Genomic DNA, 12,594 nt, shown 5'->3' with positions numbered 1-12,594 from the left:
GAACGCACGTACACTGCTGTTCAAACGTTGATTGGAGCATGATGACCGATTCCGCACGCATTCTGGTGGTAGATAATTACGATTCGTTCGTCTATACGATCGTCGGCTATCTCAAGACGCTCGGCGCCACGGTGACCGTGGTGCGCAACGACGCGATCGACCCGTCCCAGCCGGGCGTGATTGACGAATACGACGGCGTGCTGATTTCTCCTGGCCCCGGCGCTCCGGCCGAATCCGGCGCCAGCGAGGACATGATCCGCCTGTGCGCGAAGCTCGACAAGCCGATGTTCGGCGTATGCCTAGGCATGCAGGCGCTCGCCGAAGTGTTCGGTGCCACCGTGAGCCACGCGCCGACCATCATGCATGGCAAGACCAGTTTGGTGGAGCATATCGACGATGAGATTTTCGAAGGCGTCGCCAACCCGATGGTCGCCACACGGTACCATTCCCTGGCTGTCGAACCGGAGTCCGTGCCGGACGATCTGGTGGTGACCGCGTGGACGCAGGGCGACCACATCGTGCAGGGCATCAAGCATCGCAGCAAGCCGATGTACGCGGTGCAGTTCCATCCGGAATCCGTGATGACCCAGGACGGCTACCGTCTGCTGGCCAACTGGCTGAAGGTGTGCGGGCAGGATTCCGCGGTTGAGAAGTCGATTGGATTGCAGCCTAAGGTGAGCGAGTAGTTTTCTTTTTTTGAGCTTGCTGAATTGCGATTTTTTGCGATGAATGAGTGATGGGTGATGGCTGCTGTTTGGCTCGCAGTGTTGCTTGCTTGCGGCGCCGCTTTGCTTCCCGCAGGTCCTGTTCACGACACACTCAAGGCCGTTCGGCCAAGCTTACGGTCGTGAACAGGACCTGCGGGAAGCAAAGCTCCTTTGGCTTTATGGAGCTGCCTTCGGCTGCTTTTGTTTTTTGAGGGAAAGAGAAAGGGGAGGGAGCGGCTTCGAGCCGCTCCCTCCCCTGATTTTGTTAGTTGCCTTGCTGGTTGTTGGTGTTGCCGTTGTTGTTCGTGTCGGTGTTGTTCGTGTCGCTGGACGATTTCTTGGTGGTCAGCGTGATGGTCGATCCGCTGTCGGCCTGGCTGCCGCCATTCGGAGACATCGACACGACGGTCGCATCGTCGTCCTGTGGCCCGTTGACACTTACCTGGAATCCGGCGGCCTCCAAAATGCTCTTTGCTTCGGCAAGTGTGGAGTTGGTAACAAACGGCACGCTCACCTGCTGCTTGCCGGTGGACACCCAAATGGTCACCGCGGTGCCCATTTCGACGGTGCTGCCGGAACCCGGATCGATGCGGGTGACTGCACCGGACTGCACCGAATCGGAATACTCGCTTTCGATGGTGATCTGCGTCAGACCAGCCTGCTTGAGCTGCGCGATGACCGAATCCTTGGCCTGGCCCACCAGACCATCCGGAATCTTGGTCATGCCGGACGAAATGTACAGCGTGATGATGGTGCCCTTGGTCTGCTTCGAATTCGCGGCCGGATTGGTGTTCACCACCTTGTCTTTCTCGATGGAGGCACTGTCCACGGTCATGACATTGCCGATCTTGAAGCCTGCCGCCTCAAGAATGCCCTTCGCTTCCTCCTGCGTCTTGCCGGACACGTCAGGCACGCTGACCGCCTGCGGGCCGGTGGAGAACCATATGGAGACGGTGGAGCCCTTCGCCACCTTCTTACCGCCCTTCGGGTTCTGCTTGGTGATGGTGCCCTTCGGTTGGCTGGACGTGGCATCGTCACGGGCGTCAAGCTTCAGACCAAGGGTCTTAAGCTGTTCTTCCACACGCGCCTGGGAGATGTTCGACGTGTCGGTGAAGTCCGGCACGGACACCAGATCCGCAGTGTTCTTATGCCCGTTCAACGCGAAGAAAATACCGATGACGGCCAGCAAAACAACGATGCTGCCGATTACGGAAGCAATGATGATCTGCTTCTTCTTGCGCTCCTGCGCGGCCTTGGCACGCTGTTCCGCACGGGTCTTCGTTTCGACTCCGACATTCGGATTCGGCACGGCCTCGAACTGGCCGGTGACCGGATTGAACGCCTGCGTCGGCGCATCCGTCGCCGGCGCCATGGGCACGGTGGCGGCATCCATTTCGGCCTGCTTGCGGGCCTTCATGTTGGTCAGGTCGGTCAACGGGTTGAACGCGGCAGCCATCGGCACACCGCCGTTCATGAACGTCAGCAGATCGTTCTTGAACTCGGAAGCGGTGGCGTAACGGTTCTGCCGATCCTTGGCCATCGCCTTCGCGCAGATCGAATCCCACATCTTCGGCAGGCCCGGCACGATCGTGCTTGGGGGAGTGGCGACTTCCGACACATGCTGGTAGGCGATCGCCACCGCCGAATCGCCGGTGAACGGCGGCCGGCCGGTGAGCATTTCGTACAGCACGCAGCCGGCGGAATACAGGTCGGAACGCATGTCGACGCTTTCGCCGCGCGCCTGCTCCGGAGACAGGTATTGCGCGGTGCCGACGACGCCCTGCGACTGCGTCATCGTGGCCGCGGAATCGTCGATCGCGCGGGCGATGCCGAAGTCCATGACCTTGACCACGCCCTGCTCGGAAATCATGATGTTGCCGGGCTTGATGTCGCGGTGGATGATGCCCATGCGGTGCGAGTATTCGAGCGCGTTGAGCACGCCCATCATCACCTGCTCGGCGTCGCGCTGGCTCAGCGCGCCATTCACCTTGAGGATGTCACGCAGGGTCTGGCCCTTGACGTACTCCATCACCAGATACGGCAGATGCTCGATCTCGCCGGTTTCCGTGGTGACGGTTTCCTCGCCCGAATCGTAGATGTTCACGATGTTCGGGTTGTTCATCTGCGCGACGGAATGGGCTTCACGGCGGAAACGCTCAAGGAAGATGCTGTCAGTGGCGAAATCGGCGCGCATGATCTTGACGGCGACGGTACGCCCCAGACGCGTGTCGGTCGCCACATGCACTTCGGCCATGCCGCCACGGCCGACGAGTTGGCCGAGCTGATAACGGCCCCCGGCCAGAGAGGTAGGCATGTTGATGTTCATCCCTGTTCCTTCCAATCATTGCTCACGGAGATATGGGGTTTGCTGACCACACGTCGGGGAAGCCTTCCTCCCGAAGAGACGATCATCGTGTCGGCCAGCTGCGTCTGCTGGTCGAGCAGACGGCGTTCGATGCGGGACAGGGTGCGTGACACCACCAGCGCGTCCTTCGGACGGTCCAGCGGGTCCTTGGCCAACATCGACATGACGAATTCACGCAACTGCACATCGACGGTGTCGGGCAGCGGCGGAACCGGATTATTGACATGTGCTGCGGCGATGTCGACCGGTGTGGCGCCCGTGAACGGACGGTGTCCGCACAGGCCCTCATAGGCGACGACGCCAAGCGAATAGATATCGGATTGCGGCGTGGCATGCTTGCCCTGCGCCTGCTCCGGGGAAATGTACTGCGCGGTGCCCACGACCATGCCGTCCTGCGTGATCTGCTCCTGATTGGTGGAGTAGGAGACGCCGAAGTCGGTGATCTTCACCTCGCCGGAATCGGACACCATGATATTCGCCGGCTTCACGTCACGGTGGATCACGCCATGGGAATGCGCGACGAACAGGCCGCGTGCGGTCTGAATGAGGATCGGCAGCAGCTTGATCGGGTCCATCGGGCCGTTCTGCTCGTGGTACAGGTCTGCAAGCGACTTGCTCGGCACGTATTCCATGATGAGGAATCCGATGCCGTCATGCTCGTAATATTCGAACAGCGCAGCGATGTTCGGATGCGCAAGATTGGCGGAATTATGGGCTTCCGCGCGCAGACGAAGCAGTTTGGCCTCCTGGGTGACGCCCAAATCGCCACGTAGCGCCTTGATGGCCACCGGACGTCCAAGTTGGATGTCATAGCCTTTCCACACTTCACCCATACCACCTTGGGCCAGGCGGGAATCCAACCTGTAGCGTCGGTGGATGAGCTGTCCTTCAACCAGTTTCATTCTGCCAGCGCCTCCTGCATCATTGCTTTCATAATCGGTCCTGCCGCGAACGAGCCGTACAGGTCCACGTTATGCACCACGACCGCCACCGCGATCTTCGGATCGTCCGCCGGTGCGAATCCGATCACCCAGCCGTCGATGGACGTATTGCCGTTTCCAATCTGCGCGGTACCCGTCTTGACGGCCACCTGCACGCCGTTGATGGCCAGATTCGTGTTCTCCTTGGTGACCACGGCCTCCATCATCTGGGTGAGCTTGTTGGCCGTATCCGCACTGAACGCATGGGACATGACCGTGGGCTTGGTCTGCGAAATGACCGACAAGTCGGCGGAACGCACGCGGTCGACCAGCGTGGGCTGCATAAGCTTGCCATCATTGGCTATGGCGGCGGCCACCATAGCATTCTGCAACGGTGTCACCACGGTGTCTCCCTGGCCGATAGACGCCAATGCGAGCTTGTCGTCGTTGATGTCGGTGGGGAACTTCGACGTGACCGACACCCACGGGGTTCCGGTGTAATCGGAACCGTCCACGGTAATCGGGCTGTCAAAACCAAGTTTCTTGGCCATGGACGAGACGGCGTTGTCGCCCAACGACACGCCCAACTGGGCGAACGCGGTGTTCGACGAATATGCCAGCGCGTCCTCCATGGAGATCTTGCCGTCAGCGCCGTCGGCCTGCGGTACGGCGTTGGTCAGTTGCGTGACGGTGCCGGGGAGCGTGTAGCTTGCTCCTGCCGGAATCTGCGTATCCGGCTGGTATTGGCCGGTTTCCAAAGCCGCGGCGGCCACCACCGTTTTGAACGTGGACCCCGGAGGATACAGCTGCGAAGTGGCTCGGTTGAGCATCGGATTGGTGGCGTCCTGGGACAGCACGCCGTAGTTGCTGTTCGCCTGGCTCATGTCATGGCTGGCCAGCTGGTTCGGGTCGTAGCTGGGCGTACTGACCATGGCGAGGATACGGCCGGTTTTCGGCTCGATGGCCACTGCGGCGCCATCCGTGCTGCCGAGGCTGTTGTATGCGGCCTGCTGAATCTTCGGATCGATGGACGTTTCGATATTGGCGCCCTTGTTCTCCTGCCCGGTGAACAGTGACTTGAACCGCTGCCAGAGCAGCTGCTCCGACTGGCCCGACAGCAGCGAGCTGCGGGACGCTTCGACACCGCTCCAGCCACGCTGGCTGATGGAGAAGAATCCGGTGACCGGCGCATACAGTTCGCCGGCGGAATAGGAACGCTGGTACGAGAACGAATCGTTGGAAGGATCGGATTTTGCGATGACCGATCCGTCCGCGGCGAGAATGGACCCGCGCGGTGCGCCGTATTCGTGGTACAGCGCGCGGACGTTACGTGCGTCGTTGGTGAGCTGGTTGGCTCGGATGGCCATGATGATGGTGGTGGACATGCCCAGAATGACGAACAAGGCCACCACGATGGTGAACAGCTGGCGGAGCGACTTATTCATGCGATGCTCCTTGCTGGTCGATCGTCGGCAGGACTCCGGTTATCGGAATCGTCGGATTGGATTGATCGGTCTGGCCGGCTTGGCTGGTTCGATTGGCGGGCACGGCATGACCTGCTTGCCCGGCTGCGCCCGCATGGCTTGCCGGCACGGCCGGGATGGCCGAAGCCTTCGCCGCACCCGAACGCGTATTGCCGGCGATTTCGGTACGACGGTTCCGCTCGCGTTCGCGCAACACCCTGACGGCTTCCTGCTGGAATGTGTCGCTGTCGATCTCGGATTCCGGCCTGTTCGCGGAATTGGAGATGACGATCAGCAGCGCGGCCAGCATGTAGTTTGCGATCAGCGACGAACCGCCGGCCGCCATGTAGGGAAGCGTCAGACCGGTCAGCGGAATGACCAGCGTGATACCGCCGACCACGGTGAACACCTGGAAGGCCATGGTGAACACCAAGCCGGACGCAAGCAGCTTGCCGAAGCCGTCCTTGATTTTCATCGCGGTGATCATGCCGGCTGCGATGATCAGCAGATACAGCATGAGAATGGCCATCAGGCCGGTCAATCCCAGCTCCTCGCCCAATGCCGCGTAAATGTAGTCGGAATTTGCGATCGGGGTGATCGACGGGTGGCCCTGACCGAGGCCGGTGCCCATCAGACCGCCGGAAGCCAAGCCGAAAATGCCGGTGACGAGCTGGTATGAGCCGCCGTATTCCTTGTTGTATTGAGCCGCGGAGAACGGGTGGAGCCAGGCGTCCACACGCGAGCCGACGTGGCTGAAGATGCTTGCCGCCGCCACCGCGCCGGCGGCGAAGGCGATGAATCCGATGACGATCCAGCTTTTACGCCCGGTGGCCACGTACAGCATGGACACGAACATGGCGAAGAACATCAGTGACGTGCCCAGATCATGCTGCAGGACCAGAACGCCCATGGAGACGATCCACACCACGATGATCGGTCCCATATCCTTGATGCGTGGCAGTTGGATGCCGAGAATCTTCTTTCCGCCGACGGCAAGCTGGTCGCGATGGTCGAACAGATACGAAGCGAAGAAGAACGCCAGGAACAGTTTGGCGAATTCGCTCGGCTGGAACGATCCCAAGCCGGGAATCTTCACCCAGATGCGTGCGCCGTACTGTTCGGAACCGACCACCGGCAGCATTGGCGACAGCAACAGCACGATGCCGATCACCATGCTGACGTACGAGAATCGCCGCAATACGCGGTAATCCCTCATGAACACCACCAGCAGGTTGGCAAACACCAGTGCGATCGCCAACCAAAGCAACTGTCGGAACGCCACTGTGGTTTTGGTGTCTTGGTCGAGGCGTGCGATCATCGTGACGCCGATGCCCGTCAATACCAGCACGCAGCACATGACCGATTGGTCGGCGTGCGGCTGGAATCGCAGCAGCAGACCCCAGGCGGTCAGGAACAGCGCGCTTACGAACGCGAGCATCCACACATAGTTTTGCGGGAAGCCGTTCGTGGTGCGTTCAAACATCTGGAAGAACGCCACCGCGCACAGCAGCATGCTGAACAGCAGCATGCCAAGCTGTCTCAAGCGTGTTGCGATCATGACTTGTCACCGCCCGACTTGTTGGTCTGCGCGGCCTGATCGGCGGTCTTTTTCGCCGCTTCCTCCTGCTGCTTCTGCTTGGCGGCTGCTTCGTCCTTCGCCTTCTGCTCGGCTTCGGCCTTCTCCTGCTGCTTCGCCTCTTGCTTGCGCTTCGCATCGTTCAGCTGCTTTTTGATCAGACGGGTATGGCTTTTCGCTTCGCCGTATGTGTCGAAGGAGATGCCCTGGTCAAGCTGTTCGCGCCAGCTTGGCGGCAGATCGCTGGTCTTCATATTGGTGTCGGTGACGGCATGTGACAGTTTGACACCGAAGATGCTCGTCGGCACGCCTTGGAAAATCGCCACTTTGCCGTTGTTGTCGCCGATGTAGTACTTGGTTTGGCTCCAACGGTAGGTGCCCACGCCCACGCCGGCAACGCCAAGCAGCACCAGAATGATGATGAGTATGGTGATGATGCGGTTGCGGAATTTGCGCGACCGTTTCGTCTTACGTTCCTCGATATGTTCGTTGCGAATCGCCTTGGCGACTTCCGGATCGTTCGGATCGGCGGAAATACGCCCGTTGCGCTTCTGCACAATCGGAATTTCCCCGGTATCGGTATTGACACGGTCGCCATTGTCTTCGCGGACCGACGACGGCTGCGCGACGCGCTGTTCCGGCTGTTTCGGCTCCTCGTTGGGATCCTTGCCGCTGCGCAGGGCCGCGGCGCGCGCCGCCGGCGACTGTTTGCCTTCGCGCAGAGGCGGGGCGGAAGCGACCGGTTCGTTGACGATGTCCGCGATGGTTTCCAAGCTTGCGCTGGCCGCGCCGCCGATCAGCGGCGTCTGATGCGGCAGGTCGAACGCGTCCGCGTCGAGCGCGAGCGTCGCGTCGGCGATCACCGCGGTGACGTTGTCGGTGCTGCCCGCACGCAACGCCATCGATACGAGCCGCTGCGCGCACTCCTCTTGATCGGCGCAGGTGGACAGCACTTCTTCAAGCGTGGAATCCTCCAGCACGCCGCACAGGCCGTCGGAGCACAGCAGCCAACGGTCGCTCGGATGCGCTTTGCGGATGGCGATGTCAGGGCGCGAATCGATGTCGAAATCGCCCAGCACGCGCATCACCACATTGCGTTGCGGATGGTTGCGCGCCTCGGCCTCGCTGATACGGCCGGTGTCGATGAGATGCTGCACGTAGCTGTGGTCGCTGGTCATGCGGACCAGATGGCCGTCGTGCAGCAGATACGCGCGGGAATCGCCGATATGCGCCAATACCCAGCAGCCGGCGACCAGCGCCACGGACGTGACGGTGGTGCCCATGCCGGCAAGACGACGCTCACGCTTGGCTTTGCCGACGATCGCGTCGTGCGCGGCCATGACGGAAGTCGCCATCATATGGGAGACGACCTGCACGTCGCCGTCAACATTGTCCTGTTCGATATGCGCCAGCGACCGGATGGCGATGGTGGAGGCGGTGTCGCCGCCGGCATGCCCGCCCATGCCGTCGCAGATGGCGATGAGATGCTCGCCGGCGAACGCGGAATCCTGGTTGTTGGAACGCACGGTGCCCACGTCGGAGACGACGGTGGAATACATGAACAATTGTTGCGAAGCGGTGGAAGTCGGCAAAAACGTCACCTCAATTCGAAGGTGGTCGCACCGATGCGCACAGGCACGCGCGCGCCAAGAATCATCGGCGCGTTCAGACGCTGATGATTGACGACGGTGCCGTTGGTGGATCCCAGATCCTCGATGGCCCAACGGCCGGTGGCGGGATCGGTGTAGACGCGCGCATGGTGGGAGGAAACGAATTCATCATCCAGCACCACGGTGTTCGAAGCGGAACGGCCAAGTGTGATGGTGTTGCCGGCCAGAGGGACGGAACTGCCGGCAAGGGGGCCATCGATAATGACCAGCAGAGTTGGTTTGGCATTGGTTGCGGCGCTTGCCGAAGGGGCTGCGGCGGCTACGGGCGCAGGCGATTCGACGGCCTTGCGCGCGGCACGCTCCTTACGACGATGAGCCCGCGACTTGCGCGGGCTGAGCGTTTCGATATCCCTGTACAGCGAACGTACCGTACAGGCCACGAAGATCCAGAGCAGTACGAGAAACCCGTACTTGAGGATCGCAAACGTTAATTCAGTGAGCATAAAAGGCGGCTCTCCAGGTTGGGGCTGATTACTCCTGCTCCTGCGAGGAGGCCCAGTACAGGATGCGGGTTCGGCCGATGGTGATCGTGTTGCCGTCGAGCAGCGTTGCCGCCTCAACATGATGGCCTTCGACGTACATGCCGTTGGTGGAGTTCAGGTCGCGGGCGATGACGGTGTTGCCGTTGTCGGTGACGTCGATCTCCATGTGACGACGGGAGATGCCGGGGTCGTCGATGACGATGTCGCAATCAGAACCACGGCCGATGATGGTCTTTTCCTCGGTGAGCAGATACTGGTGCTCGCCGATCTCCAGCATCGGGCAATCCTCGGTCTGCGCGTCGGTCGTGACCGGCACGGTGTTGCCCTGCACGGATTCGCTGGAAAGCCGGTAATCGCCCTTGGAAAGTTCAAGATCCTCTTCGAAGATCACCACGACCGGGCCGACGAACGCGTAGTTCTGGCTCTTCGCATACTGGGTGAGGTTGTCGGCAAGTTCATTGGCGAGCGTTTCGGCGCCCCACTCGACGATGTTGTTGAAATCCGGAGTGCTGAGCTTGAAACGGTACTCGTTCGGGGCTACGGTGCGATCGCGCGTGACGGGCATGGCTTCTTTGTCGATCTCGCGTTCCAGAGCGCTGGAAAGGTCGACGGGCTTCAGGTCTTTAGACCCGAACTTCGCGAAAACCCCGTTGACGGCGCCTTCCACGCTCTTCTCAAATCGGTCGAGAACACTCATACTTGTCCCTTTCTGTCCTTGACTATCCTACGCTGTAGCCTGCCGAGCGCCAATTCGAAGGCTACTTGCTTGCAAAAATTTCATGTGAAGGGGGTTGCGTCCGGGGTATTGGCGGCGAGTGGTGCGTGATGGTCGGTAGATTGGAAGGTATGAATGATGCGATTGATGAGTTTCCTGGGCTGAAGGCCCGTACCTTGCGATTCACCTGCGGCGCGCCACGTTCCGCCCGCGCGATCGGCGACGGTTCGCGTGCGCTGTTCCTGCGTTCGGACGGTCCGGAGGACACCGTCACCTCCCTGTGGATGAGCGTGATCGGCAGCGATGGCGATACCGACGAGATTCTGCTTGCCGATCCGCGTACGCTGCTGGCTGACGCCGACGCCGAGGATGTGCCGGCTGAGGAAAAGGCGCGCCGCGAACGTGCGCGTGAAGGTGGTTCCGGTATCGTCGGCTATTCGGTCGATGCGGCCGGCAACCGCGTGGCGTTCGCCATCAACGGCCAGCTGTTCCTGACGGATATCGCGGCCGGCGTGACGCGCGGCATCGCCATCGACGAACCGGAATTCAAGCCGGTGCTGAACCCGCGCATCAGCCCCGACGGACGACATATCATGTATACGACCGGCACGTATTTGGTGGACGTCGATCTTGCGGACGTGTCGGACACGACGGACGCAGCCGAAGACGCGGGCGATGCGGTGTCCATCGTCGCGTCCGTTCCGCAAGACGACGCTGACGACGTTGCCGATACGCAGGACGGCACGCAAGATGACGCGCAAAGCGACGCGGCCGAATCGCAAGCAGGCGAATGGAAAATCGGTCTCGCCGAATTCGCCGCAGGTGAGGAAATGGACCGTTACGACGGCTTCTGGTGGTCGCCTGATTCCAAGTATGTGCTCTTCGAAACCTTCGACGCATCCCACGAGCAGACCTGGTACATCGCCGACCCGGCCGATCCGACGAAACCCGCGCAGGCCCGCCGCTATCCGCAGGCGATGACGGCCAACGCCGACGTGCATCTGACGCTGCTGGAACTCGGCTACGATACGGACGGCTGCTACTACGGCGGCATCGCACACAACGTGGAATGGGACCGCGAATCGTACGAATACCTGGCCGCCGTCAGCTGGACCGAAGGCCACGAGCCGCTGCTACTTGTGCAGGACCGGCTTCAGCAGCACGACCAGGTGCTCGCCGTCCACGTGGGCGAGCCTATCGTGACCATGAGCGCGCCGGAAAACGGCTTCACCGACGAGGACGGCAGCGAAGTGGAGACCTTCTCCATCGCCATCCCCGAATACGCGCCCGGCGAAGAACCCGGCACCACGCGCGTGCTTGAGGAACATAGCAACGACTGCTGGCTCGACCTGATCGCCGGCACCCCCGCATACACGCCTGACGGCCGTCTCGTGTGCGCGATGAACGACATGGACGCCGACACGAACCGTCTGACCGTGGACGGCACGCCATTCACACCCAAGGGCCTGCAGGTGCGCGAAGTGCTCGACGTGACCGACAACGACGTGCTGTGCGTGGTGCAGCGCACGCCGGAACTGCTGCCGGCCGCCGATCTGCCGTTCCTGTGGCAGTCCAACGCGGACGATCACGACGCCCGCAGCTTCGACGTGGTCTCGATCCGTTACGACGGCGACTGGGAGCCGCTCACCTGCACGCCCGGCCAATGGACGATGTCCCGTTCCGGCGACGGTTGCGTGGTGACCGGGCGCGGCATGGACGACGCGCGGTCGCAGATGCAGCATTGCATGAACGTGCGCACGACGGAAGGCGACGTTGCGGACGGTGTTGCGGACGGCGCGGAAATGATGTCGATGGTGGTCTCGCCAATCGAAAACCACTCTGAAATCCCCGGTTTCACACCGAACGTGCGATTCACCCGACTCGGCGAACGTGGCCTGTACGCGGCTGTCATCCTGCCGTCGGCCGACAGCGCATACGCGCATGCCGACCAGTTGCCGGTCCTTATGAAGCCTTACGGCGGCCCCGGTTTCCAGCAGGTCGTGGAAAGCCAGTCGTTCTACTGGGACGCGCAGTGGTGGGCCGACCAAGGCTACATCGTGGTCACCGCCGACGGTCGCGGCACCACCGGCCGCGGACCGAAGTGGGATCGCGCGATCTACGAAAACATGAAAGCCGTGACGCTTGAGGACCAAGTCGACGCCGTGCATGCGCTGCCGGACGCGATCGCCTCGCTCGCCGCCGAAACCGGTGTCTCCATGCCGAAACCCGACCTGGACAAGGTGGCGATGATCGGCTGGTCGTACGGCGGCTTCCTATCCGCGCTCGCCGTGCTGGACGCGCCCGACGCATTCGCCGCGGCCTGCGCCGGCGCCCCGCCGACCGACTGGACGCTGTACGACACGCATTACACCGAGCGCTACCTGGGACTCGACCCGGCCACGTACGAACGTAACAGCATCGTCGCGGACGCGCCGAAACTCAGTCGCCCGCTTATGCTCATCCACGGTTTCGCCGACGACAATGTGACGATCGCCAATAGCCTGCGATTGAGCCAGGCGCTGATGGCGGCCGGCAGGAAGCACACGTTCCTGCCGCTCAACGGCATCACGCACATGACCAACGACGAGACGGTGGCGCGCAACCTGTTGCTGCTGCAACGCGATTTCCTTGCCGACGCGTTGCGTTGAGCGAGCATGCGGTGCTGGCGGCCGCGTCGATTGCGGTCGCCAGCCTTT

The 12,594-nt window shown here is 61.5% G+C and carries 9 protein-coding genes; 2 read left to right on the top strand and 7 right to left on the bottom strand.

Features of this window, described 5'->3' with window-relative positions; genetic code table 11:
* Window positions 1-41 precede the first annotated feature (41 nt).
* Window positions 42-686: an aminodeoxychorismate/anthranilate synthase component II gene (locus Q5H31_RS02870; protein ID WP_195526713.1), complete on the top strand. Its 645-nt coding sequence runs from the start codon at window positions 42-44 to the stop codon at window positions 684-686.
* Window positions 687-972: 286 nt separating this feature from the next.
* Here Q5H31_RS02870 and pknB read toward each other — a convergent pair whose 3' ends face one another.
* From pknB to Q5H31_RS02835, 7 genes are read right to left on the bottom strand one after another with little or no spacing between them, the layout of a single operon-like run.
* Window positions 973-3,033 carry a Stk1 family PASTA domain-containing Ser/Thr kinase gene (gene pknB / locus Q5H31_RS02865; RefSeq protein WP_270306870.1) on the bottom strand — a complete coding sequence of 687 codons (2,061 nt, stop codon included), beginning with the start codon at window positions 3,031-3,033 and terminating at the stop codon, window positions 973-975.
* Window positions 3,030-3,974 (bottom strand): serine/threonine-protein kinase, encoded by a 945-nt coding sequence (locus tag Q5H31_RS02860; protein WP_302457466.1) that lies wholly within the window; start codon window positions 3,972-3,974, stop codon window positions 3,030-3,032. Before Q5H31_RS02860 ends, pknB begins: the two co-directional genes overlap by 4 nt.
* Entirely contained in the window at window positions 3,971-5,437 is a 1,467-nt protein-coding gene (locus Q5H31_RS02855) for a penicillin-binding protein 2 (protein WP_011742592.1), read from the bottom strand. Before Q5H31_RS02855 ends, Q5H31_RS02860 begins: the two co-directional genes overlap by 4 nt.
* The gene (locus Q5H31_RS02850) at window positions 5,430-7,013 is read right to left on the bottom strand and encodes an FtsW/RodA/SpoVE family cell cycle protein (RefSeq protein WP_042989663.1); all 1,584 of its coding nucleotides are present in this window, start codon (window positions 7,011-7,013) and stop codon (window positions 5,430-5,432) included. Before Q5H31_RS02850 ends, Q5H31_RS02855 begins: the two co-directional genes overlap by 8 nt.
* Complete coding sequence (locus Q5H31_RS02845; protein ID WP_055054930.1) at window positions 7,010-8,623, bottom strand: PP2C family serine/threonine-protein phosphatase; 1,614 nt, start codon at window positions 8,621-8,623, stop codon at window positions 7,010-7,012. Before Q5H31_RS02845 ends, Q5H31_RS02850 begins: the two co-directional genes overlap by 4 nt.
* A 5-nt stretch (window positions 8,624-8,628) precedes the next feature.
* Window positions 8,629-9,144: an FHA domain-containing protein gene (locus tag Q5H31_RS02840; protein ID WP_003807267.1), complete on the bottom strand. Its 516-nt coding sequence runs from the start codon at window positions 9,142-9,144 to the stop codon at window positions 8,629-8,631.
* 28 nt (window positions 9,145-9,172) lie between these two features.
* Window positions 9,173-9,880, bottom strand: coding sequence for a DUF3662 and FHA domain-containing protein (locus Q5H31_RS02835; RefSeq protein ID WP_003807269.1), 708 nt, complete (start codon window positions 9,878-9,880; stop codon window positions 9,173-9,175).
* Window positions 9,881-10,029: 149 nt separating this feature from the next.
* On the opposite strand from Q5H31_RS02835, the gene Q5H31_RS02830 reads away from it, so the two are divergent.
* Window positions 10,030-12,546, top strand: coding sequence for a prolyl oligopeptidase family serine peptidase (locus Q5H31_RS02830; protein ID WP_302457465.1), 2,517 nt, complete (start codon window positions 10,030-10,032; stop codon window positions 12,544-12,546).
* Window positions 12,547-12,594: the final 48 nt, after the last annotated feature.

This window comes from uncultured Bifidobacterium sp., assembly GCF_959020155.1.
Lineage (GTDB): Bacteria > Actinomycetota > Actinomycetes > Actinomycetales > Bifidobacteriaceae > Bifidobacterium.
This window is presented reverse-complemented; position numbering and strand designations above follow the sequence as displayed.

What these genes read in the sequence shown, in the direction of transcription:
- Q5H31_RS02870 (WP_195526713.1), top strand. Translation starts at nt 42, where the DNA reads ATGACCGATTCCGCACGCATTCTGGTGGTAGATAATTACGATTCGTTC.
- pknB (WP_270306870.1), bottom strand. Translation starts at nt 3,033, where the DNA reads ATGAACATCAACATGCCTACCTCTCTGGCCGGGGGCCGTTATCAGCTC.
- Q5H31_RS02860 (WP_302457466.1), bottom strand. Translation starts at nt 3,974, where the DNA reads ATGAAACTGGTTGAAGGACAGCTCATCCACCGACGCTACAGGTTGGAT.
- Q5H31_RS02855 (WP_011742592.1), bottom strand. Translation starts at nt 5,437, where the DNA reads ATGAATAAGTCGCTCCGCCAGCTGTTCACCATCGTGGTGGCCTTGTTC.
- Q5H31_RS02850 (WP_042989663.1), bottom strand. Translation starts at nt 7,013, where the DNA reads ATGATCGCAACACGCTTGAGACAGCTTGGCATGCTGCTGTTCAGCATG.
- Q5H31_RS02840 (WP_003807267.1), bottom strand. Translation starts at nt 9,144, where the DNA reads ATGCTCACTGAATTAACGTTTGCGATCCTCAAGTACGGGTTTCTCGTA.
- Q5H31_RS02835 (WP_003807269.1), bottom strand. Translation starts at nt 9,880, where the DNA reads ATGAGTGTTCTCGACCGATTTGAGAAGAGCGTGGAAGGCGCCGTCAAC.
- Q5H31_RS02830 (WP_302457465.1), top strand. Translation starts at nt 10,030, where the DNA reads ATGAATGATGCGATTGATGAGTTTCCTGGGCTGAAGGCCCGTACCTTG.